The organism is Streptomyces sp. NPDC111802 (genome assembly GCF_055634335.1).
Genome location: NZ_JBVKCZ010000003.1, coordinates 260,282 through 282,631, shown reverse-complemented (window position 1 = coordinate 282,631; position 22,350 = coordinate 260,282). Strand labels below are relative to the sequence as shown.

19 protein-coding genes and 4 pseudogenes are annotated in these 22,350 nt (G+C 72.3%); 14 read left to right on the top strand and 9 right to left on the bottom strand.

Translation table 11 applies throughout. The features are described from left to right. Positions 1 to 25: 25 nt before the first annotated feature. Together ppdK and ACZ7NC_RS04545 are read left to right on the top strand one after the other, a co-directional pair. Complete coding sequence (ppdK, locus tag ACZ7NC_RS04550; protein ID WP_471484817.1) at positions 26 to 2,713, top strand: pyruvate, phosphate dikinase; 2,688 nt, start codon at positions 26 to 28, stop codon at positions 2,711 to 2,713. Between the two features lie 154 nt (positions 2,714 to 2,867). Continuing rightward, positions 2,868 to 3,332 carry a pyridoxamine 5'-phosphate oxidase family protein gene (locus tag ACZ7NC_RS04545; protein WP_471484815.1) on the top strand — a complete coding sequence of 155 codons (465 nt, stop codon included), beginning with the start codon at positions 2,868 to 2,870 and terminating at the stop codon, positions 3,330 to 3,332. A 111-nt stretch (positions 3,333 to 3,443) separates the two neighbouring features. Here ACZ7NC_RS04545 and ACZ7NC_RS04540 read toward each other — a convergent pair whose 3' ends face one another. Continuing rightward, positions 3,444 to 4,106 (bottom strand): helix-turn-helix domain-containing protein, encoded by a 663-nt coding sequence (locus tag ACZ7NC_RS04540; protein WP_471484813.1) that lies wholly within the window; start codon positions 4,104 to 4,106, stop codon positions 3,444 to 3,446. 18 nt (positions 4,107 to 4,124) lie between these two features. Continuing rightward, the gene (locus ACZ7NC_RS04535; RefSeq protein ID WP_471484811.1) at positions 4,125 to 5,195 is read right to left on the bottom strand and encodes a zinc-dependent alcohol dehydrogenase family protein; all 1,071 of its coding nucleotides are present in this window, start codon (positions 5,193 to 5,195) and stop codon (positions 4,125 to 4,127) included. Positions 5,196 to 5,487: 292 nt separating this feature from the next. Between ACZ7NC_RS04535 and ACZ7NC_RS04530 the strand changes: the two genes are divergently transcribed. From ACZ7NC_RS04530 to ACZ7NC_RS04520, 3 genes are all read left to right on the top strand, one after another. Continuing rightward, positions 5,488 to 5,865, top strand: coding sequence for an STAS domain-containing protein (locus tag ACZ7NC_RS04530; RefSeq protein WP_471484810.1), 378 nt, complete (start codon positions 5,488 to 5,490; stop codon positions 5,863 to 5,865). Positions 5,866 to 5,996: 131 nt separating this feature from the next. After that, positions 5,997 to 6,590: an Rv1733c family protein gene (locus tag ACZ7NC_RS04525; protein WP_471484809.1), complete on the top strand. Its 594-nt coding sequence runs from the start codon at positions 5,997 to 5,999 to the stop codon at positions 6,588 to 6,590. A 54-nt stretch (positions 6,591 to 6,644) separates the two neighbouring features. Beyond that, entirely contained in the window at positions 6,645 to 7,169 is a 525-nt protein-coding gene (locus ACZ7NC_RS04520; protein WP_471484808.1) for a universal stress protein, read from the top strand. A 72-nt stretch (positions 7,170 to 7,241) separates the two neighbouring features. Here the strand turns inward: ACZ7NC_RS04520 and ACZ7NC_RS04515 are convergent, their stop codons facing one another. From ACZ7NC_RS04515 to ACZ7NC_RS04505, 3 genes and pseudogenes are all read right to left on the bottom strand, one after another. Continuing rightward, a complete protein-coding gene (locus tag ACZ7NC_RS04515; RefSeq protein ID WP_471484806.1) occupies positions 7,242 to 7,742 on the bottom strand; it encodes a flavodoxin domain-containing protein in 501 nt (166 codons plus the stop codon). 16 nt (positions 7,743 to 7,758) lie between these two features. After that, positions 7,759 to 8,183: pseudogene (locus ACZ7NC_RS04510) on the bottom strand (CBS domain-containing protein); the annotation flags it as partial. A gap of 76 nt (positions 8,184 to 8,259) precedes the next feature. Further along, positions 8,260 to 8,373 (bottom strand): annotated as a pseudogene (locus ACZ7NC_RS04505) (universal stress protein); the annotation flags it as partial. Here ACZ7NC_RS04505 and ACZ7NC_RS04500 point away from each other — a divergent pair. Both ACZ7NC_RS04500 and ACZ7NC_RS04495 read left to right on the top strand, forming a co-directional pair. Then, positions 8,331 to 8,585: pseudogene (locus ACZ7NC_RS04500) on the top strand (cyclic nucleotide-binding domain-containing protein); the annotation flags it as partial. The pseudogenes ACZ7NC_RS04505 and ACZ7NC_RS04500 overlap by 43 nt on opposite strands. Further along, positions 8,576 to 9,061, top strand: a pseudogene (locus ACZ7NC_RS04495) (LuxR C-terminal-related transcriptional regulator); the annotation flags it as partial. The pseudogenes ACZ7NC_RS04500 and ACZ7NC_RS04495, both read left to right, overlap by 10 nt. A gap of 278 nt (positions 9,062 to 9,339) precedes the next feature. On the opposite strand, the gene ACZ7NC_RS04490 reads toward ACZ7NC_RS04495, so the two are convergent. Then, positions 9,340 to 11,151 carry a thiamine pyrophosphate-requiring protein gene (locus ACZ7NC_RS04490; RefSeq protein WP_471484804.1) on the bottom strand — a complete coding sequence of 604 codons (1,812 nt, stop codon included), beginning with the start codon at positions 11,149 to 11,151 and terminating at the stop codon, positions 9,340 to 9,342. A gap of 250 nt (positions 11,152 to 11,401) precedes the next feature. On the opposite strand from ACZ7NC_RS04490, the gene ACZ7NC_RS04485 reads away from it, so the two are divergent. Further along, a complete protein-coding gene (locus ACZ7NC_RS04485) occupies positions 11,402 to 12,193 on the top strand; it encodes an RNA polymerase sigma factor SigF (protein ID WP_471484802.1) in 792 nt (263 codons plus the stop codon). Between the two features lie 23 nt (positions 12,194 to 12,216). On the opposite strand, the gene ACZ7NC_RS04480 is transcribed toward ACZ7NC_RS04485, so the two are convergent. Then, positions 12,217 to 13,344: a GAF domain-containing protein gene (locus ACZ7NC_RS04480; RefSeq protein ID WP_471484800.1), complete on the bottom strand. Its 1,128-nt coding sequence runs from the start codon at positions 13,342 to 13,344 to the stop codon at positions 12,217 to 12,219. Between the two features lie 138 nt (positions 13,345 to 13,482). Here ACZ7NC_RS04480 and ACZ7NC_RS04475 point away from each other — a divergent pair, with 138 nt between their 5' ends. From ACZ7NC_RS04475 to ACZ7NC_RS04460, 4 genes are all read left to right on the top strand, one after another. Then, positions 13,483 to 14,199, top strand: coding sequence for an ANTAR domain-containing response regulator (locus ACZ7NC_RS04475; protein ID WP_471484799.1), 717 nt, complete (start codon positions 13,483 to 13,485; stop codon positions 14,197 to 14,199). A 187-nt stretch (positions 14,200 to 14,386) separates the two neighbouring features. Further along, complete coding sequence (locus ACZ7NC_RS04470; RefSeq protein ID WP_471484798.1) at positions 14,387 to 15,469, top strand: hypothetical protein; 1,083 nt, start codon at positions 14,387 to 14,389, stop codon at positions 15,467 to 15,469. 222 nt (positions 15,470 to 15,691) lie between these two features. Then, the gene (locus tag ACZ7NC_RS04465) at positions 15,692 to 16,939 is read left to right on the top strand and encodes an aminotransferase class I/II-fold pyridoxal phosphate-dependent enzyme (RefSeq protein ID WP_471484797.1); all 1,248 of its coding nucleotides are present in this window, start codon (positions 15,692 to 15,694) and stop codon (positions 16,937 to 16,939) included. Further along, a complete protein-coding gene (locus tag ACZ7NC_RS04460; RefSeq protein ID WP_471484795.1) occupies positions 16,936 to 18,081 on the top strand; it encodes an MBL fold metallo-hydrolase in 1,146 nt (381 codons plus the stop codon). The genes ACZ7NC_RS04465 and ACZ7NC_RS04460 overlap by 4 nt, the downstream gene beginning before the upstream one ends. A gap of 31 nt (positions 18,082 to 18,112) precedes the next feature. Here the strand turns inward: ACZ7NC_RS04460 and ACZ7NC_RS04455 are convergent, their stop codons facing one another. Continuing rightward, on the bottom strand, positions 18,113 to 18,733 hold the full coding sequence (locus tag ACZ7NC_RS04455) for a DedA family protein (RefSeq protein WP_471484794.1): 621 nt from the start codon (positions 18,731 to 18,733) through the stop codon (positions 18,113 to 18,115). Further along, a complete protein-coding gene (locus ACZ7NC_RS04450; protein WP_471484792.1) occupies positions 18,730 to 19,503 on the bottom strand; it encodes an MBL fold metallo-hydrolase in 774 nt (257 codons plus the stop codon). Before ACZ7NC_RS04450 ends, ACZ7NC_RS04455 begins: the two co-directional genes overlap by 4 nt. Before the next feature lie 83 nt (positions 19,504 to 19,586). Between ACZ7NC_RS04450 and ACZ7NC_RS04445 the strand changes: the two genes are divergently transcribed. Next, a complete protein-coding gene (locus ACZ7NC_RS04445) occupies positions 19,587 to 19,994 on the top strand; it encodes a hypothetical protein (RefSeq protein ID WP_471484791.1) in 408 nt (135 codons plus the stop codon). A 280-nt stretch (positions 19,995 to 20,274) separates the two neighbouring features. Continuing rightward, entirely contained in the window at positions 20,275 to 22,275 is a 2,001-nt protein-coding gene (locus tag ACZ7NC_RS04440; RefSeq protein WP_471484790.1) for a phage holin family protein, read from the top strand. The last annotated feature ends 75 nt before the right edge of the window (positions 22,276 to 22,350 follow it).

Sequence of the window (22,350 nt, the reverse complement as noted above, 5' to 3'; positions counted from 1 at the left end):
CCGCCGAGCCGAGGAGCGCAGCGTCATGGTTCGTTACGTGTACGACTTCCGCGAGGGCCGCCGCGACATGGCGGACCTCCTGGGCGGCAAGGGTGCCAATCTGGCCGAGATGACCCGGCTGGGCCTGCCGGTCCCGCCGGGTTTCACGGTCACAACCGACGCGTGCCGGGCCTTCCTCAGCACCGGAGCGGAACCGGACGGCATGCTTGCGGAGGTCTCCCGGCACCTGTCAGCCGTCGAGGACGCCGCCGGTCGGCGGTTGGGCCGGCGGGACGACCCGTTGCTGCTGTCCGTCCGGTCCGGGGCACGGTTCTCGATGCCCGGGATGATGGAGACGGTGCTGGACATCGGGCTGAACGACGACTCCGTCCTGGGGCTGGCCAAGGTCTCGGGCAGTGAGCGGTTCGCCTGGGACTCGTACCGCAGGCTCGTCCAGATGTTCGGAAGTACGGTCATGGGCGTCGACCCGGCGTTGTTCGAGCGGGCCATGACGATGCTCAAGAGCCTGCGCCACGCCCCCGACGACCTGCACCTGGACGCCCGCGACCTCGCCGAGCTGGTGGAGGCGTACAAACAGCTGATCCGCGACGAGACGGGGGAGGACTTCCCGCAGTCGCCCGCCGAGCAGCTGCGCAGGGCGATCCTGGCGGTGTTCGGCTCCTGGAACGGCGAACGCGCCCGCCTGTACCGGCGCCGCGAACACATCCCCGACGACCTCGGCACCGCCGTCACCGTGCAGCGCATGGTCTTCGGCAACCTCGGTCCCGACTCGGGCAGCGGCGTCGCCTTCACCCGCGACCCGGCCACCGGCCGCAGCGGACTCTACGGCGACTACCTGCCCAACGCGCAGGGCGAGGACGTCGTCGCCGGCATCCGCAACACCGTGCCGCTGGCCGAGCTGGAGCGACTCGATCCCCGGTCGTACGAGGACCTGCTCACCCACATGCGGACCCTGGAGCGGCACTACCGGGACCTGTGCGACATCGAGTTCACCATCGAGCACGGCACGCTGTGGATGCTGCAGACCCGGGTCGGCAAGCGCACCGCCGAGGCCGCTTTCGCCATCGCCGCCGAGCTGACCGACGAGGGGCTCGTCACCCCGGACGAAGCCCTGACGCGGGTCGGCGGTGACGGGCTCGCCCGGCTGATGTTCCCGCGCTTCGACGCCTCCGCGACCGGTGAGGCACTCGCCCACGGCATCCCCGCCTCACCTGGTGCAGCGGTCGGCGCGGCGGTCTTCGATTCCGCCGAGGCGGTACGGCGTGCAGCGGCCGGCGAGAAAGTGGTCCTCGTCCGCCAGGAGACCACCCCCGACGACCTGCCCGGCATGATCGCCGCCCAGGCCGTGCTGACCAGCCGTGGCGGCAAGACGAGTCACGCGGCCGTGGTGGCCCGGGGCATGGGCAAGGTCTGCGTGTGCGGCGCCGAGGAACTCGCCGTGGACACCGAGGCCCGGCGCTTCACCACCCGTGCCGGCACCATCATCGACGAGGGCACTGTCATCTCCGTGGACGGCTCCGCAGGTGCCGTGTATCCGGGGGCGGTCCCGCTGGCCGACTCAGCGGTCATGCGGTTCCTGGAGGCCGGCGAGCGGTCGGCGGGCGTGGTCACCGCCGTGGCCCGTGCTCTCGAACACGCCGACTCCGTAAGACGGTTGGAGGTGCGGGCGAACGCCGACACTCCCGAGGACGCGCGGCGCGCCCGACGCTTCGGGGCGCAGGGCATCGGGCTGTGCCGTACCGAGCACATGTTCCTCGGCGAGCGCCGCAAGCTGGTCGAGGACATGATCCTGGCCCGCGACGACGCCGAGCGCGAGCGGACGCTGGAGGCTCTCCTGCCGCTCCAACGCCAGGACTTCACCGACATCCTGGAGGCCATGGACGGACTGCCGGTCACCATCCGCCTGCTGGATCCGCCGCTGCACGAGTTCCTGCCCGACCGCACCGAACTCGCCGTACGCATCGCAGCCGCCGACGCACGCGGGGAGCAACCCGATCCGCACGAGCAGGCGTTGCTGGAAGCCGTGGGACGTATGCACGAGGAGAACCCGATGCTCGGCCTGCGCGGCGTGCGCCTCGGTCTGGTGGTCCCGGGCCTGGTCGCCATGCAGGTACGGGCCGTCGCCGAGGCCGTGGTGGCCCGTACGAGGGCCGGGGGCTCACCGCACGCCGAGATCATGGTGCCGCTGGTGGGCGCGGTCGAGGAACTGCGCATCGAGCGCGCTGAGGTGGAGCGGGTGCTCGCCGAGGTGTCCGAGGAGTCCGGCGTGTCCGTGCGGTGCCCGGTCGGCACGATGATCGAGCTGCCCCGCGCCGCGCTCACCGCGGGCCGTATCGCCGAGGAGGCCGAGTTCTTCTCCTTCGGCACGAACGACCTCACCCAGACCACCTGGGGCTTCTCCCGCGACGACGTCGAGGCGGAGTTCTTCTCGGCCTACCTCGACAAGGGTGTCTTCCCCGCCTCGCCGTTCGAGACGATCGACCGGGACGGCGTGGGACGGCTGGTCAGGATCGCGGTCGACGAGGGCCGCGCCGCCCGCCCGGGCCTGACGATCGGCGTCTGCGGCGAACACGGCGGCGACCCCGACTCGGTCCACTTCTTCCACACGGCGGGCCTGGACTACGTGTCCTGCTCGCCGTTCCGGGTGCCGGTGGCGCGTCTGGAGGCGGGCCGGGCGGCGCTTTCCGGGACCGAGGGCAGCGACAGCCGGTGAGGGCCATCCGGGCCCTGACCGGGGCCCATCGGCCCTGGCACCCGGCGATTGCCCGGGAGACCGTGGAGGCAGGAGCGGCACCGGTCCCCCGCGGAGTCGCTCCGCTGAGCAGGCGGACAGAGCAGTGAGCAACGCACCTCAACGGAAGCCGGCCATGGTCCACGACGACAGTCCGCGGGTCCTCGCAGGACCGCGCCGACGCATCGAGCTCGACAGCGCCGAGGCGCTGCGGCTGCTGGGCAGCGTGACCCTGGGGAGGATCGTCTTCACCCGGCACGCCCTGCCGACCGTACGCCCGGTCAACCACGTCCTGGACGACGGCGACATCGTCATCCGCACGCACGAGGGCGCCGCCCTGATCTCCCGGACCCAGTCGGCCGACAGCCCTGGTGTCGTCGTCGCCTACGAGGCCGACGCCATCGACCCGCTGACGCATCTCGGCTGGAGTGTGGTGGTGACCGGGTACGCCCGGCTGGTGACCGATCCTGATGACCTGGCCCGCTGCCGGGTGCTGCTGCAGCCGTGGGTGGAGCAGGCCATGGATCAGGCGATCCGCATCCGGCCCGACCTGGTCACGGGCACCCTGCTCACCGAGGACGGCCGCTCGGGCGAGGCCTGAATCGGCCGCCTGTGAAGCAGGAGTCGAGGAGTACCCGCAGGGACGCCGAACGGCCCTTTGGGGAAGGGCCGTTCGGCTTACGACGCGGGCGTGCGCGTAGGGCAGGGAACGTCACACGGTGATCCGCCGCCCGGTGACCGCCTGCGGTTCGACCCGCACCCACAGATCGCGTCCGCCTCCCGCCCAGGGGCGGCTGTATGCGCTCTCAGCGAGCCGGCGAGCCTCTTCGGGATCCGTCACGGCTCGGGCACGCCCGCGCACGAGAACGCTCCAGCTCCGGCTGAACGCCTCGTCGATGCGGTCGACCTCGAAGGCCACTGGGCGGTCGGCGGCCAGTGAAGGTGTCGTACCGGATGCCGTGCGGAACACGATCGCGCCGTCGACGACGCTGTAGTTGACGGGCACGACGACGGGGCCCGATGCGGTGGACAGTGCGATTCTCCCCACGCCGTGCGGGCCCAGGAGGGACCTGCACTCGTCCGGGCTCAGTTCCGTGAACTCGGGGGTACGGGCGGCCTGTTCCAGGCCGGGCGGCAGGTCGGTGGCGCCGCCGGTGAGCTCCGAGACCGTGGTCTCCAGGGCCGCGGCCAGGCCGAGGAGCGCTCCCCTGTCGGGCGCGGCGCCGGGATGCTCCTCCAGGTGCCTCAGGTAGCTGGGTGCCATGCCGGTCCGGGCGGCCGTCTCGCGCCGGGACAAACCGAGTTGTGCGCGCCGCGCGGCGAGGCGGCGTCCCAGATCGCCCAGAGGCCGTTCGATCTGCGTCCGTTCGGCCATCGTCGTCACGTCCCTTCGTCAGGCCGCGCCCACGGCGACGACCTCGTGCTGCTCCCCGCCGAGCACGACCTTGAGGGCCCCGGTGTCGGCGGCGCCGGCGAAGACGTCGTACGCCTCCTCCATACGGTCCAGCGGGAAGGTGTGGGTGACCAGCTGAGACGTGGGCAGGCGGCCGGCGGCCGTCATCCGCAGCAGGGTCGGGGTGGAGTAGGTGTCCACCAGGCCGGTGGTGATGGTGATGTTCTTGATCCAGAGGTCTTCGAGGTGCAGGGTCGCGGGGGCGCCGTGCACGCCGACGTTGGCGACGTGGCCGCCGGGCCGGACCATGCGGGTGCACAGCTCGAAGCTCTCCGGTACGCCGACCGCCTCGATGACGACGTCCGCACCGAGACCGTCAGTGAGGTCGGCGACCAGCTGCTCGGGGGTCTCCCGGGCGTCGGCAACCGCGTCGGCACCGAGCTGCCGGGCGGCCTCCAGCCGGGCGGGGGCCAGGTCGACGGCGACGATCCGCTCGGGGGAGAACAGCCGTGCCGTGGCGATGGCCGCCAGTCCGATGGGCCCAGCGCCGACCACTACGACTGTGTCTCCGGGACGGACGTGCCCGTTGAGCACGCCCACCTCGTAGGAGGTCGGGAAGATGTCGGCCAGCAGGACGGCCTCGGCGCTGTCCATGGCGCCCGGCAGCGGGTGCACGGACAGATCCGTGTAGGGCACGCGGACGTACTCGGCCTGGGTGCCGTCGATCAGATGGCCGAGGATCCAGCCGCCGCCGCCCCGGCATTGCCCGTACGTCCCCTGCCGGCAGTAGGCGCAGCGCCCGCACGCCGTGATGCAGGAGACCAGGACCCGGTCGCCCGGCCGCACGGTCCGAACGTCACTGCCGACCTCGACGATCTCGCCGACAGCCTCGTGGCCGAGGACGGTACCGGGGCGCACTTCAGGAACGTCGCCCTTGAGGATGTGCAGGTCCGTGCCGCAGATGGTGACGGCTCCGACGCGCACGATCGCGTCGGTGGGCTCCTTGATCGCTGGGTCGGGGATCTCTTCCCAGGCAGACTGACCGGTGCCGTGGAACACGTAGCCTTTCATGACGCCCCTCTCCCACTCGATGGGCCGCGGGGCCGGGGCCGGCGACGGGATCCCGGCGCCACTACGAGCCTGGCGCCGACCTGCGTCGGATGTGCCCCGCAAGTCCAGCTTGACCCGCACGCGGGCGGAGCGCATGGGCCGGTCGGGCCCCTTGAAGGGCCGGGCGGGGACGGGTTCGTACGGCCGCCGCGTGCGGATCCCCGCGGGCCCGACAGACCTACCCGGCAGGGACCGTTCGGCCCTTCCGCACGATCAGCGGCGGGTCTTTGATCAGGCTATGTACGAGAACCACATGAGGTTCGCACTGTCCCAGGCGGTACACACCGTCGACGGGACGACCGTCGTCGAGCTGCGCGGCGAGATCGACCTCGTGACAGCGATACCGCTGGCAGCAGACCTCGACGCCGTGTCCTCGGGCCCGCACCCCGACCTGGTGCTCGACCTGCGTCCCGTGGTCTTCATCGACTGCGCCGGTCTGGGTGTCCTGTGCCGGACGCGGAACCGGGTCCTGGCCCGTGACGGCCGACTCCGGCTGATCACCGGCAGTAGACGTTTCCTGCGGATTCTCCGGACGGCCGGCCTGGGCGAAGTGTTCGATGTGCACCCCGACCTGTCCAGGGCACTGGCCCGTACGCCGACTGTCGACGCCTCTCCGGTCGCCATGGGCTGAACGGCCCGCCCTCGGCCGTGAATTGGTGCCGGGCGGCCCTGGGGCGTCGCCCCCTCGGCCCATGGGGCCACGCTCCGGTGACTGCCACTTTCGAAGGTGTAACGACCGGAGGAGGGAGGAGGTGCGGAGCCATGGGTGGTGGCAAGCAGGTGCGGATACGGTTCTGGCGCTGGCGGAGCAATCGGCTGCGACGCCGTGACGACATCGTCGACGCATGGATCGTGCTGGCCGTGTGGGTGGTCGTCGCGGTGGGAGGCACGGTCGCCGGTCTGGTGGCAGCACATGCCACCGACGAGACGTTCGCACGCCGGCGTGCCGAGCGGCACCCCGTACGTGCCGTGCTCCTCGCAGACGTACCGACACGCGCGTCGGCACTCCGGTCGTCGGGCGACAAGGCCCTGGTCAAGGTCCGCTGGACCGCGCCCGACGGCTCCGCCCGCACAGACCTCACACCGGTCGACACACGGCTGAAGGCCGGAACCGGACTGACGGTCTGGCAGGACGGCCACGGCACGTTGGCCACCGCACCACCGAGCCCCTCCGAGGCCGCCGTCGAGGCAGGCCTCCTCGGCACCTTCGCTGGGCTCGCCGTCACCGGCGCCGTCTACGCCATGGGAGCCGTCGCGCGGTGGCGGCTCGACCGGCGGCGCATCGACGGGTGGGCCGTGAGTGGGACCTGGTGGGCCCGAAATGGGGGCACAGGACCGGCTGAAGGCAACGTCTGACACTTCGGCCGGCCTGCGACTGCGTCTGTTCTCGCGAGAGGAAGGCAGATCGTCATGGAAAGAGTTGTCGTTGCCCGCGTCGACCACCCGGCGCCCGGCCGGGCTGTTGTCCGCTGGGCCTCACGGGAAGCGATGCTGCGCGGACTTCCCCTCCGGGTGACTCACCGCGTCGCCGAGATCGTGCTCGGCGTGGACACCCGCGACGCCGTCGGCGGGGCTCTCGATTTCGCCTTCGACACCGCCCGGCTGTGGGGCGTACGACTGCGTGCCGTGCATGCCTGGAGGTTCCCCTCCGGCGCGGCCGAGTTGCCCTTCGGCGTACCGGAGGAGGACCGCGCCACGTGGGAGGACCATGAGGTACAGCTGCTGGCCGACGCGCTGCGGCCGTGGCGGGAGAAGTACCCGGAGGTACGCGTGCTGGAGGACGTCCGGCTGTTCACTCCGGCCCATGCCCTGCTCCAGCTGTCCGCGAGCGCCGGGCTGGTCGTCGTGGGCCGGGGTTCCGGGGGCGAACCGGGGCCCACCGTGCGGGCACTCCTCGCCGAGTCCCTGTGTCCCGTCGCTGTCGTGCCCTCATAGCCAGGCCCCGACAAACGACCCTGGTGCCCGCTGTCCCGGCACCAGGGTCGTCCAATTCCGTCCACGCGTCCGCTAATCACCACCCGCCAGCTCAGCGGCCACGCGCCCCGCCCACTCCTCGATCGCGGTGAAGTCCCGGAAGTCCCCGCCCTTCCCGGAGCGCAGGATCATCCCGGCCACCCACCCCTTCGCGCCTTCCTCCAGGCAGCCGCCGAAGGTGATGTGCTCCCTGGCGTCCAGCCGCGTCATGACCTTCTGCACTCCGGGCACTGGCGGGATGTCGCGCTCGGAGGCCGAGGGGTCGAGGGGTCCGCTGCTGAAGAGCCAGAGCGGGCGTTCGGCGAGGGCCCTGCCGTGCCGCCGGACGAAGCGGCGTGCGTCCTTGTGCCAGCGTCCGGCGTACAGCCCGCCGCCGACCACGACGGCGTCGTACGAGGACACGCTCGCCACGTTCCGGGCGGGCAGGGCATCCGCTGTCAGCCCGTCCTTGCGCAGGACGTCGGCGATGGCTTCGGCGATCTGCGCGGTCGATCCGTTGGTCGTTCCGTAGGCCACCAACATGTTGCCGGTCATGATGGTCCGCCTCCTCTCAGAGTCGGCGCAGCCATTCGTCGGCCACGCCTTGCAGGGCCGGCTCGTCGGGTCGCAGCCCCGTGTCGTCCCGGCTCCAGGTCAGCTGGTCGACCACGGCCACCACGCCGTCGATCTGGCGGGTCATGGAGACGGCGATGGCCGACTCGCTCTTGCGTTCCGTCTGGCCGGTGAGGGTGACGACCCCTTCCGTGACGGAGACATCGATGCTGGGCGGTAGCAGCACAGGGCGCGTACCAGCACCTCCTGGACGATCTCGTCGCGGATCTCCGCGTCGGGCAGCAGGAAGACCTGGAGCAGGTCGCGCCGGGTGACGATGCCGACCAGCCGCTCCTCCTCGTCGAGGACCGGCAGCCGCTCCACGCGCCGCTGGACCATGGTCCGGGCCGCCTCGATGATGGTGTCGTCGGCGTGCACGGTGAGCGCCTCCTTTCCGAGAGCTGGAAGAGTCGGCGTCAGGGCTGTGGCCCTGTCGCGCAGGGTGTCCCTCCTCGCCTGCTCACTCCCGCTCGGGCACGATGGCGACCGGACAGGCCGAGTGGTGCAGAACCCCGTGGGCCACCCGGCCCAATTGGAGCCCGAAGTGCCGGTGGTGGGGCTCGGCGCCCACGACTCCCGCAAGGAACGCGCCTGTTCGAGGAAGGTGGCAAGGCCGACCGCTTCTGGATCATCCGCACGGGCACCGTCGAGCTCGACATGCGCGTACCAGGCCGCCGTCCCGCCGTCATCGAGATCCTCCGGCACGACGAACTCGTCGGCTGGTCCTGGCTCTTCACCCCGCATGTCTGGCACCTCGGCGCCGCGGCGACGACCCCGGTGTGGGCGTCTGCCGCGAGCTGCGCAACCAGATGCCGGAGCTGGCCTGTCTGATGCTGACGTCCTTCGACGACGAGGACGCCCTCCTCGACGCCATCATGGCCGGAGCCTCCGGCTACGTCCTCAAGCAGATCAGAGGCTCCGACCTGGTCTCCGCGGTGCGTACCGTCGCCTCGGGCCAGTCCATGCTCGACCCCGCGACCACGGCCCGTCTGATGCGCTCGCTGCGCGCCGACCCCGCCGAGCCACCCGCCATGGCACCCGAGCTGGCGAGCCTGTCCCCGCGTGAACGGGACATCCTCGCCCTGATCGGCGAGGGCCTGACCAACCGCGAGATCGGCAAGAAGCTCTACCTCTCGGAGAAGACCGTCAAGAACCACATCTCCCGGCTGCTGGCCAAACTCGGCGTCCAGCGCCGCGTACAGGCCGCGGTCCTGGCCTCCCACCTGGAGCAGACGGACACCGGCGACCGCCCGACGAGGTGAGCGGCGGCTGGGCCGTCCAGAACCCCTGGGCCGGACGGCCCCGTATGCGTAAGCGGGGAGGACGCCCCGACCTGAGGTGGGTCACCCAAAATCACGCGAGCCCGGACCGGAGCGGTCCTTCGCCTCACCCACGGCGAGCCGCCTCTCCAGCGAATTTCATCGCAGGACCGACCGACACCGCCCGCCGCGACCTGGGAACGCGACGAGGGCACGGGGGACAGGCCGACCAGGATCAAGCGCCCTTCGGGTGCGAGGCGGGCTGCCCTCTTCAGCGCCGTTCAACCACTCTGGTCCCGCTTCTTCTCCCGCCCCGGCAGGAACTCCTGCATCTTCGCCTTGAACCCCTGCCTGACCATCGACCCCCGGTCCGCGTCGCCCTTCAGGATCGACGCGGCCGTGGCCTCCATCTGTTCCCAGGTCGCGTGCGGCGGGATCGGCGGTACGGCCGGGTCCGTGAGGAACTCGATCACCGCGGGGCCGTCCGCCTCCAGGCCCGCGCGCCAGCCCGCTTCGACGTCCTCGGGCTTTTCCACCCGGATGCCGGTCAGGCCGAGGGAACGCGCGAAGGCGGCGTACTGCACGTCGGGGAGCTCCTGGGAGGGCAGGAAGGAGGGAGCGCCCTCCATGGCCCGCATCTCCCAGGTGACCTGGTTGAGGTCGCGGTTGTTGAACACGGCCACGATCAGCCGCGGGTCCTCCCACAGGTCCCTGTACTTCGCGGCCGTGATCAGCTCCGCCAGCCCGTTCATCTGCATGGCTCCGTCCCCGACCAGCGCGATCGCCGGACGGTTCGGGTGGGCGAACTTCGCGCCGATCGCGTACGGCACTCCGCAGCCCATCGTCGCCAGCGTCCCGGACAGCGAGGCGCGCATGCCGGGGCGCATCGTCAGATGGCGGGCGTACCAGTTGGCCGCCGAGCCGGAGTCGGAGGAGACGATCGCGTTGTCCGGGAGCAGAGCGTCCAGGGCGCGGGTGACGTACTCCGGGTTGATCGGGTCGGCCGACAGCCCGGCGCGCCGCTCCATGACCTCGCGCCAGCGCGCCACGTTGTCGCACACCGTGTCGTACCACTCGCGGCCCCGCTCCTCGGACCTGATCAGCGGGATCAGCCGCTCCAGGGTCGCCTTCGCGTCGCCGACGAGATTCACCTCGTACGGGTACCGCATCCCGACCATGTGCGGATCGATGTCGATCTGCACACCCCGCGCCTTGCCGAAGGACGGCAGGAACTGGGTGTACGGGAAGGAGGAGCCGATGGTCAGCAAGGTGTCGCAGTCCCGCATGAGTTCGTACGACGGGCGGGTGCCCAGCAGACCGATCGAACCGGTGACGTACGGCAGTTCGTCGCTCAGGACGTCCTTGCCGAGCAGCGCCTTGGCCACGCCGGCGCCCAGCAGTTCCGCGATCCGCTCCACCTCGGCGCGGGCCCCGGACGCACCCTGGCCCACCAGGATCGCCACCTTGTCACCGGTGTTGAGGATCTCCGCGGCCCTGCTGACCGAGTCGTCCGAGGGGACGGCCGTCCAAGAGCTGCGGTCCAGGCTGGAGGGCACCATTTTGAACTCGTGTGTGGGCGGCGAGTAGTCGAGTTCCTGCACATCGCCGGGGATGATGATCGCCGTCGGGGCGCGGCGGGCGTACGCGGTGCGGATCGCGCGGTCCAGGACGTTCGGCAGCTGCTCGGGGACCGTCACCATCTCCACGAAGTCCGAGGCGACGTCCTTGAAGAGCGTGTGCAGGTCCACCTCCTGCTGGTACGAGCCGCCCATCGCGGTGCGGTGGGTCTGGCCGACGATCGCGAGGACCGGGACGTGGTCGAGCTTGGCGTCGTACAGGCCGTTGAGCAGGTGGATCGCGCCGGGTCCCGAGGTCGCCGCGCACACTCCGAGACGACCGCTGAACTTGGCGTAACCGACCGCCTGGAACGCGGACATCTCCTCGTGCCGGGACTGGATGAAACGCGGCTCGTTCTCGGCCCGGCCCCATGCGGCGAGGAGACCGTTGATGCCGTCACCCGGATAGCCGAAGACATGCTCCACACCCCACTCGCGAAGACGCTGCAGGACGTGGTCGGCGACCTTGGTGCTCATGCGGGACCTCCTGGGCTCCGAGGGGATTGCGCGGCACCGCTACGAGTGACCCCGCGGACGGGTGGAAAACCTGCGCCCGGGTTTGAGGAGCGGCAGTGAGGGCAGGCGGACCAACAGTGCTTCGGACAGGAGGCACGTCCGTGGGAGCGGCGGCTTCTTCCCACCACGGGTGTGTCCGGTTCCGGTGCGCGCCCGCACTCCCACGGTGACCTACCAACCCAGAGCACCACCAAGGGAGTTGCGACGCACCATGCCCACTCCAGTGAGCGCGAAGCACCACCCGCACGACGACGCCCCTGACACCGCCGCCGACTTCCGCAAGCTCGCCACCCTGCCCGAGGGGCCGCAGCGCGACACCCTCCGCGACCGGATCATCGAGGCCTGGCTGCCCATGGCCGACCGGCTCGCGGGGCGATTCCGCAGCCGCGGCGAGAGCTTCGAGGACCTGCGGCAGGTCGCCGCCCTCGGGCTGGTCAAGGCCGTCGACCGATACGACCCCGAGCGCGGCAACGCCTTCGAGAGCTACGCCGTGCCCACCATCACCGGCGAGATCAAGCGGCACTTCCGCGACCACATGTGGACGCTGCATGTGCCGCGCCGGGTACAGGACCTGCGCAACCGCGTACGGTTCGCCGTCCACGACCTCCAGACCGTCTCCGGCCGCCGGCCGACCGTGGCCGAGATCGCCGAGCACGCGGACATGAGCGAGGCCGACGTCAAGGTCGGTCTCGAGGCACTGGAGAGTTTCACCGCCCTGGCACTCGACGCGGAACTGCCCGGCAGCGAGGACGGGTACTCCCTCAGCGACGCGCTCGGATCCGCCGACCCCGCGCTGGACACCGTCGTGGACCGGGAGGCCGTCAAGCCCCGGCTCGCCGCGCTGCCCGAGCGGGAGCGGGCGATTCTGTACATGCGGTTCTTCGGCGACATGACGCAGAGCCGGATCGCCGAGCAATTGGGGATCTCGCAGATGCATGTCTCCCGGCTCATCAGCCGGTGCTGCCATCGAGTACGGGAGCAAGTACTGAGTGACGTGGCCTGAGGGCCGGGTTCCGCCGCGCCCCCTCAGGGTGTCCGCGCCATCGCCAGTGCCATGTGACGGGACATCGTGTCCGTCGCCTGTGCCTCCGCCATCGAGAACGCCGTACGGGCTCCGCATCTGAACAGCGTCAGGACGCCTTCGACACTGCCCTCGACCACGAGGGGCACGCACAGCAGTGACGTGACGTTCGCCTGTACGAGGACGGGAGCGCCCTTGGGGTCCTTGCCGAAGGCGTCCGGGTTCTCGGTACGCACTTGCAGGATCGGGGATCCGGTCCGTGCCGTCTCCTTGACCAGGGGGCACGTGGCCGGATCCTGTGCCGTGAGCGAGGCCGCCTCCCGCTCCGACGGGGCGAGGACCGCCGTACGGGACATCCGCGCGGCGACCGTGTCGACGATCACCCAGTCGGCGAAGCGGCCGTGCAGAACCCGGGCCGCCTGCCGCAGGACCGCGTCGCGGTCGCCGCGCGGTGCGGTCAGCAGGGTCGTGGTCATTGCGTCCAGCAGGTCCAGCAGCGCGGCGTGCCGGGTCGTCTCGGCGAGGTCGGGGACCTGGGACGCCGGCGTGGCGGCCGGAGCCGGCGTACCGGACGCCGTGCGGTCCCCGGGCTGCATCACCACCAGCACCGTGGTGTGCGGCTCCCCGTTCGGGCGTACGGCGGTCAGGGTCGCGTGGACCGGGGCCGACGGGTGCTGCAGCAGATGCACCGTGAGACTGCGGTCGCCCTCACCGCGGGCCACCGCGGCGGCCTGCGAGCGGAACGCCGCCCGGTCGGCGTGAGCGAGCAGACCGGTCAGCGGGCGGCCCGTCGCATAGCCCGCCCGGACGCCGGTGAAGGCCGCCGCTGCGAAGTTCAGCCGGCGCACCACCGCCTCACGGTCCACCAGCGCCACCGGAAGCGGAAAGCCCTGGAACACCGCCCGCAGCAGATGCTGCTCCTGACGGCCGGCGGAGGCCGCACGGGGCGGTCCGTTCGAGTACAGCCGCTCGTACCATGGCCACAACTGGTCGGCGACATGGTCGAGTTCGAAGATGGCCGCGTCCAGGACCGTAGGGAGGTCCCCTCCGGACACGGATCGCGCCGCCTTGAGCTCCGCGACGCGGCGCACGAAATCCGCTAGCTCTTCACCGAATTCGTCCGTCTTCTCCATGGGGATGAACCTAGCTGGCGACGATGTGTTCCGGTGCCGCCGGGGCCCAACCGGTTCCCCTTGTTCTCAAGTCGTTCTCCCCAGTCGTTTTCCCCGGCCGGGGATCGGGAACGCGCAGAGAAGAGCGAGGAGTTGAGGATGCCTGTTGACGATCGTATGGATCACTGGGGAGACGAGTCGGCCGAAGCCGCCCTTCCGGGGCGCAGGCTGTCCGCGCTCGCCGAGCAGGCCGTGCGCTGCACCGTCGACTGCTGCGGAGCCAGCAGCATGGTCGCCGAGGCGGAGGCCGAGCGGCCCGCCTCCGTCACCCACCCCGACCTCGCCGGACTGGTCGCCGTACAGCTCCGCTCCGGGGACGGGCCCATCCCCGCCGCCCTGGAGCGTGGCGAGCCCGTCGACTCGGCCGACCTGCTGCACGACGAACGCTGGCCGGAGTACCGCGCCATGGCACTCGACTCGGGTGTGCGCTCCAGCGTCACGCTCCCGTTCCGCCGGTCCGGGCTGACCGTGACGCTCAGTCTCTACAGCTTCCGGCCCGGTGCCCTGGAGGACGCCCGGCACGGTCCCGTGCACGCCCTCGGTGAATTCGCCGCGAGCTGTCTCGTCCGCGACCGCTCCTACCGCGCCGCGCTCACCGAGCTCGACCACCTCGGCACCGCCCTGCGCTCCCGGCCCGTCGTCGACCAGGCGTGCGGCATCGTCATGCACGTCCTCGGCTGCGACGCCGACGCCGCCTTCGGCGTGCTGCGCCGGATCTCGCAGGGCACCAACCGCAAGCTCGCGGATGTCGCGTCCGGCGTGGTGAAGCGGCGGGGGCGCGGGCTGGAGCGGGATCTGGCGGCGCTGATGAACTGACGGGGCCGGACTCGTCGGGTACGACGGACTTACGGACTCCGCCGATCCGGGCCCTGTCACCCACTTGGCCGTCACCCGTCCCGCGAATGGTGCCCGGCCGCGCGCGCCCGGGCGCCGGGCGGGCTGTCATGGCTGCGGGGGCACGACCGCCGTTCCCCCGCAGCCGTCGGCCGAAGGAGCTCACCCCATGAGCCGCACCGCCCGTGCCGCCCTGTCCGTCGCCGCCCTGGCCGGTGCCGCCCTGGGCCCCGCAGCCTCGGCCGCCTCCGCGGAGCCGACCGCGGAGGTCAGCCCGGGCAGTGTCGCGCCGGGCGGCAATGTCACCGTCTCGGTCTCGTGCGACCCCGTCGACGGGTCCGCGCCCGCCACCATCGAGGCCGTCTCGCAGGTGTTCGAGGAGGGCACCGTCGAGCTGAAGCGGGTCTCCGGCAATGACGAGAAGGCCGCCGGGCCGGCCTACAGCGGCACCGCCCGCGTTTCCCCGGCCGAGAACTTCGAGGGCGACCCGGACGCGGCGGGCCCGGAGTCCGAGTGGACGGTCGACGGCACCTGCCCGGCGGCGGCCGGCGGCGGGGCGGGCAAGGAGGGCAAGCAGGGCAAGCAGGGCAAGGAGGGCAAGCAAGGCAAGGAGTGGAGCGCGAAGTTGACGGTGGCCCTTGAGAGCGGCGGCGACAACGGCAGCGGCGAGGTCGGTGCGGACGGCGGCACGGGCGACGTTGGCGGCGGGCAGGGCGGCAGCGGTGGTGGCGAGGGCTGGACCGGAGGCGGCACGGGCAGTACCGAAGGCGGCGGGGGCCGTACGGAAGGCGGCAGCCGCACCTGCACCGAGCCCCGCTCGGACTGGACCGAATCCGACAAGTCCGAGCCTCACTCGGGCAAGTCCGAAGGCGGCGGCACCGAGTCCGACTGGAATACGACCGAATCCGAAACGGGATCCGAAGCGGAAGCCGACAGCACGGAGTCCGGCCTCGGCACGACCGAGGGCGAGAAGACCGAGCCCGACCTCGGCACGACCGAGGCAGAGACGACCGAACCCCACGCGGACGCCACCGAGCCCGACTGGTACGGGAGCGGGCCCGGATCCGGCAGCGGCGAGTCCCCCTCGGAGGACTGCGGCGGCGCGGCCGACCAGCACGGTGTGCAGGCCGGCACGGGCGGTACCTTCACCGACTCCGTCCCCGCACTGGCAGCCGGCGGCCTGCTGATCGCGGGCGCGTTCGGGGGCGCGGTGTACCGGCTGCGCCGTAGGACGCCCACCGTGGAGGACTGACCCGTACGAGGCCGCTGTGACGGGCGCAACCCCGGCGGGCGCCCATGGAGTTGCGCCACGATGGGTACCCAGAGCGCTGGGGCACACGACGCACCGTGCGGCCCCCTCGCCGTAGGAACCCCCCAGAGCCCATCTCGGAACATCGGAACACCAGCCCTCCCGGAGTGGCGGAACACCGGACGACGACGAACCACCACGGCACCAGGCACAGCGGAGGCACGGATGCGGCGGACGGATCCCGAAGGCCACGGCCCCGTCCGTTTCGGGCCGCCGCTCCCGGACGACGGACTGCCTGTGCTGCCCGAACTCGCGGCCGTGCTCGCCGCGGCCGCGGGCCGGGCCGAGAGCGAGCCGGTCGGCGGCGGCACCGCGCTGCTGGAGGCGGCGTGCGGCTACTGGGGCCGGCGCGGACTGCCGGCCCAGCCCGAGCAGGTGGTGGCCGCTCCCGGCGCGCCCGCCCTGCTGCTCGGGCTGACCTTCGCGCTCGGCGGCGACGTCCTGGTGCCGCGGCCCTGCGCGGCCTGGTGGGCGCCGTACGCCCGTCTCCTGGGCCGGCCCGTCTTCCATGTGGCGACACCGGCCGAGTGCGGGGGCGTTCCGGATCCGTACGCCCTTCTGGAGACCGTCCGCCGGGTCCGTGCCGAAGGCGGTGACCCGCGGCTGCTGGTGCTGTCCGTCGCGGACGACCCCACCGCCACCGTGGCCCCGCCCGAGGTACTGCACGAGACCGTGGAGGCCGCGACCGGCGAGGGACTGCACCTGGTCAGCGACGAGACCTGGCGCGACACCGTGCACGCCCCGCGCGACACCGTGCTGGTCAGCCCCGCCGAGATGCTGCCCGAGCAGGTCACCGTGGTCACCGACCTTGCCGGCGCCCATCTCCCGCCGGGATGGCCGGCCGCGGTCGCCCGGTTCCCCGCGCACAACGCCGGGAACGGCCTCCACGCGCGCGTGCTCGACGTGCTGACCGCGCTGGGGGCCCGCGTCGCGGGTCCGGTCGCCCTCGCGGCCGGGTACGCGCTCGCGGAGCCCGACCCGGTCACCGCGCGGGTCGACGCCGCCGTACGTCTGCACGCGCGCGTGGCCGCCGCCGCGTACACCGCCGCCGTGGGGGCGGGCGCCGTCGCGCGGCCCCCGCAGGCCGGGCGGCACCTGTACGTCGACCTCGGCCCGCTGCGCGCCGGGCTGTCCTCGCACGGGGTGGGGGACGCCCAGGACCTGGAGGACTTCCTCGCCGCCCGGCTCGGCATGCCCGCACCGGGCGGACACCGCTTCGGCGACGACCTCCAGGCGTTGCGCGTACGGCTGTCCACCGGACCGCTGCTGGCGGGCACCGACGAGGAGCGCGCGGAATGCCTCAGTTCACCCGTGCCGTTGGAACTACCACATGTGCAACGCGCGTTGATCCACTTGAAGTCGGTCTTCGACGATCTCCGTGACGACGCTCAGCGATGGGAGCCTCCTCGATGACGCAGCAGTCCGAGTCAGCCACGTCGACAACACCGCGTCCACCCACCCGGGATGCCGACGCCCCGGCGGACCCGACACCCTTCGCACCCCCGCCCCCGCCCCCGCCGCTCGCCGCACCTCGCCCGCTGGGCGAACGCCGGGTGTGGCCGCGCACCTTCCACGACCGTCTCACCGCCCCGCTGCCCGGCATGAAGGCCCTCGCCCGCTTCGCGCGCGAGGGCGCCGTACGCCCTGGCCGGGACGGCCTCGCCGACATCCCCCGGCTGCCCTTCGAGCCGGCCCCGCTGCCCCGCGTGGACGCGCGCACGGTCGCCGTCTCCTGGGCGGGGCACGCCAGTTGGGTCGTCCGGATCGGCGGGCTGACCGTCCTCACCGACCCGGTCTGGTCGCGCCGCATCCTCGGCACCCCGACCCGTATCACCCCCGTCGGCGTCGCCTGGAGCGAGCTGCCGCGCGTGGACGCGGTCGTCATCAGCCACAACCACTACGACCACCTGGACGCCCCCACCCTGCGCCGACTCCCGCGCGACACCCCCGTGTTCGTGCCGGCCGGCCTCGCCCCCTGGTTCCGCCGCCGCAGGTTCACCCAGGTCACCGAGCTGGACTGGTGGGAGGCGGCCGAACTGTCCGGGGTGCGCTTCGACTTCGTGCCCGCCCACCACTGGTCCAAGCGCACCCTCACCGACACCTGCCGCAGCCTGTGGGGCGGCTGGGTGCTCACCGCCCCGGACGGACAGCGCGTGTACTTCGCGGGGGACACCGGCTACGGGCACTGGTTCACCCGCATCGGCGAGCGCTACCCCGGCATCGACCTCGCGCTGCTCCCCATCGGCGCCTACGACCCCCGCTGGTGGCTCAGCGACGTCCACTGCGACCCGGAGGAGGCGGTACGGGCCACCCAGGACCTCGGCGCGCGCCGGATGGCCCCGATGCACTGGGCGACATTCGTGCTGTCGGCGGAGCCGGTCCTGGAACCGCTGACACGCGTGCGTGCGGCGTGGAAGCAGGCGGGACTGGCGCGGGAGGACCTGTGGGATCTGCCGGTAGGGGGATCGCGTGTACTGAACCAGCAAGCGGCCGGAGAGGCGACCCAGAGGCGCGGGGCCGCGTCTGTCGGCGGCTCCGCCGCGGGGCGCGACTAGCCACGACGGCCCCGTAGCCCGCGACAAAACCTCACTCGGCAGATCGAATCCGTCTCCAGACACTCGGCGCCGCGCTGATCAGCACGGTCAGCGCGATCGCCGCGACCACGCCCTCCCAGGGCTCGTCGAACAACGACCCGCCCAGGATCCCGATCAACTGATACGTCACCGCCCAGGCCAGACACGCCGGCAGGTTGCCCCGCGCGAACCGCCGCATCGGCCACTCGGCCAGCAGACACGCCAGCATCACCGGCAGCCGCCCCGCCGGCACCAGCCGGGACAGCACCAGAACGGCCACACCGTGGTCCGCGAGCTTCGCCTGCGCCTGCGCGAGCCGCTCCTCCGGCGCGTGCGAGCGGATCGCCTCCAGCCAGCGCGAGCCGTTCTTCGAGCCCATGCCGCGCCGGCCCAGCCAGTACAGCGTCGCGTCACCCAGGAAGGCGGCAGTCGACGCCGTCACGAAGACCAGAGCCAGCGCGAACGGCGCCGTCTGGTGGAACGCCACCACCGCCGCGGAACTCACCAGCGCGCCCGTCGGCACGATCGGCACCAGCGCACCGATCAGCACCAGCAGGAACAGCGACGGATAGCCGATCGCCTGCTGCGTCGACTCGACCGGCACCACCGTCGTGGTGGCGGCCAGTATCGTCACCGGGCCACCTCCAGGCGCACGCTCTCCCCGTGCGCGAGCCGGTGCACCGATACGCCGGGCACACGCTCGGCCGCGAGGCGCGCGAACTCGTCGCCGGGCGCGTGGAATTCATGAGGGCGCACGCCGTCCATGCCGATCGGCCAGTACGTGCCGTAGTGCACCGGCACGGCGCTGCGCGGCGAGAGCCGGGCCAGTGCCTCGGCGGCCCGCCCGGCGTCGAGATGACCCTCCCCGAGATAAGGCCCCCAGCCGCCCACCGGCAGCAGGGCCACGTCCACCGGGCCGACGTCCTTCGCCATGGCGTCGAACAGCCCGGTGTCCCCGGCGAAGTAGGTGCGCGCCTCGCCCTCGATGACATAGCCGAGGGCGGGGGAGCGATGCCGGCCGACGGGCAGCCGCCGTCCGTCGTGCCGCGCGGGCACGGCCCGTACGGCCACGTCGCCCACCGTCGTCACATCCCCCGGCGCCATCTCGGTCACCTGCAGATGCGTGAGCCGGCGCAGCCCCGGCACGCCTCGGGGTGCGCCCCGGGGCACGAGCAGACGGGTGCCCCGCGGCAGCCCGGCCAGGGACGGAAGGTGCAGATGGTCGGCGTGGAGGTGGGACACCGCGGCGACGTCCGCGCGCCGGGCGTCGGGTGCGGGCAGTGCGCCCCGGCGGCGGCGCAGGTGTGCGAGCCGGCGTGCGAACAGAGGGTCGGTGAGGACGCGCACGTTCGAATCCTCGACCGTGCAGGTGGCGTGACCCCACCAGGTGATCTCCACCGGCACCTCTTTGCCTCCTTCGCGCGACTCCCCGAAGCGTACGGGCTGGAGTAGGGTCGGCGGCGAAACCCGGAGGTGAGGGGGACGCCATGGGGTCATCCATAGTGCGCGTCACGGCGATCGCCAGTCTGACGCCGCTCGAAGAGCTGGACGCCGACCCCTTCCTGGTGGACTCCCGCAGCCAGCACGCGATGTGCGCGCGCTGGGCCGCCGAGCACGGGTACGTCGTCGCGCGCGAGCTTCTCGTACGGGCGCTGCGGGCGGACCACAGCGTCCTGTGGGAGGGCGTCCGGCCCGGCCTCGACCTGTTCGTCGCGCCCAGCCGCAGAGTGCTGGAGAGCGCGCTGTCGTCGGTCGAGGAGTTCACCACGGAGTGCGCCCGGCGCGGGGTGCGGGTGGAGACGGTGGGGCGCGCGGAGCCGTTGTACGACGCGCAGATGAAGGCACGGGTGCATCGGAGGCTGTCCATGCCGACGGCGGGGTACGACGGCCGCTAGGCGCTCCGCGGGTCGCGCCGCTGGTAGTGCCGGACCAGGTCGTATGGCGTCTGCGGCGCCGTTGTGGCTGGTCGCGCCCACGCGGCGGAGCCGCACATTGATACAGCCCCGCGCCCCTTCGGGGCGGGAACCGGCGGAGGCGGTGGGGCGTTGTGTCAGGCTGGGGGGCGTACAGGCCCGTTTCCGGACGTGAGGTGGGCTGGGCGTGCGTGGGCGTTGGCGGCGGGTGACCAGTCAGGTCGGGCGGAGCATTGCCGTATGGGCCGTCTGTACCGTCACCATGCTCGTGCTCGCCGGGATCCTGCCGGACTTCCAGCTGCAGTCGGCGGACGATGACAGCGCCACCCGGCTCGCCGTCACCGCGGCCCTCGGCGCCGGCGCCTTCGGTCTGCTCTCCGCGCTCGTGTGGCCCCTCCTCGTACGGCTTCTGCTCCTCGTCCCCGCGCTGGTGCTCGGCCTGCTGGTGTTCTTCCTGAACGGCTCGCTGCTCATCGTCGCCCTGCGCCTGGTCCCCTCCGGCGACAGCGAGGCCGCCCCCGAGACCGCCGTCATCGTCGCCGCCGTGATGTCCGCCGTCGCCTCGGCCACCGGCGCCGCCCTCGCCGTACGGGACGACGACGCCTACCGACGCAGGCTGTACCGCCTCGCCGACCGCCGCCGCAGGGCCCTGCCACCCGGCCCGTCCAGCCCCGGCACGGTCTTCATGCAGCTCGACGGCGTAGGCCACGACATCCTTCGCACCGCGGTCGGCAAGGGCCTGATGCCCACCGTCGCCCGGTGGCTGGGGGAGAGCGACGGCAGCCGCCCCACCCACCGGCTCACCCCCTGGCGCACCGACTGGTCCAGCCAGACCGGCGCCAGCCAGCTCGGCATCCTGCACGGCAGCAACCACGACATCCCCGCCTTCCGCTGGTACGAGAAGGCCGGCCACGAGGTCATGGTCTGCAACCGCCCCACCAGCGCCGCCGAACTGCAACGCCGCGCCATGGACCGCACCGGCGACGGCGGACTGCTCACCGCCGACGGCGCCAGCCGCGGCAACCTCTTCAGCGGCGGCGCCGACGAGCAGGCCCTCGTGCTGTCCATCGCCACCAGACGGCGCGGGCGCCGCAACCGCTCCCGCGCGGGCTACTTCGCCTACTTCTCCGACCCGGCCAACGCGGTGCGCACCGCCCTGTCCTTCATCGCCGAGGTCGGCCGTGAGATCGGCCAGTCCACCCGGGCCCGCGCCCGCAAGGTCCGGCCGAGAGTGGGCCGTGGCGGCCTCTATCCGCTGGTCCGCGCCTTCGCGACCGTCGTCGAACGGGACGTCGTCGTCGCCGCGGTGATGGGCGACATGCTCGCCGGCCGCACCGCCGTCTACGCCGACCTGGTGGCGTACGACGAGGTGGCGCACCACTCCGGGCCGGGCAGCCGCGACGCCGAGAAGGTCCTCGAAGGCCTGGACAGGGCGCTGGCGTTGATCGAGAAAGTCGCCGAGCACGCGCCACGGCCGTACCGGATCATCGTGCTCTCGGACCACGGCCAGAGCCCCGGCGAGACGTTCCGGTCCCGCTACGGCCTCGGCCTGGCCGAGCTGGTGCGGGCCGGCTGCGGGCTGCCCGTGCCGCGCAAGGCGCAGCGCACTCACAGTGGCGCCGAGGCCCGCGCGGCCGTGCGCGCGGCGCTGCGCCGGCCCGTCGAGGAGGGCGGCGAGCAGCACCGCCTGGCCCGCCGCCGCTCCGAGCCGATCGTGCTGGCCTCGGGCAACCTCGGCCTGATCTCCTTCCCGGATGTGCCGCACCGGATGACCAGGGAGGAGATCGACGCCCGCCACCCGGCGCTGCTCACCACCCTCGCCAACCATCCCGGCGTCGGCTTTCTGCTCGTCCGCAGCGAGCAGCACGGCGGGGTCGTGCTCGGCGCGTACGGCGCGGAGATCCCGCTGGACCGACTGGACGGCGATCCCGGGCCGTTGGAGGTCTTCGGGCCGGGCGCCGCCGACGCCGTACGCCGGACGCACTCCTTCCCGAACGCGGCCGACATCATGGTCAACTCCGCCTACGACCCGGCCGACGGCGAAGTGCTCGCCTTCGAGGAGCAGATCGGCTCGCACGGCGGGCTCGGCGGTGCGCAGGGCAGGCCGTTCCTGCTGTCGCCGCTCGCCTTCTCCGCGCCGGCCGGCGACGCGGAGGACCTCGTAGGTGCCGAGCAGGTGCACCGCGTACTGCGCCGCTGGCTGCATGAGTCGGACGGGCCTCAGGTGCCCGTGAAGACGGAGCCGCGGGAGCGGGCCGCCTGAAAATCGGCTGCGTCCGGGGGCCCGGCGGGCACACACTGTTCGAGAGTCGCGAACCAGTCGCACACCCCCCGAGGA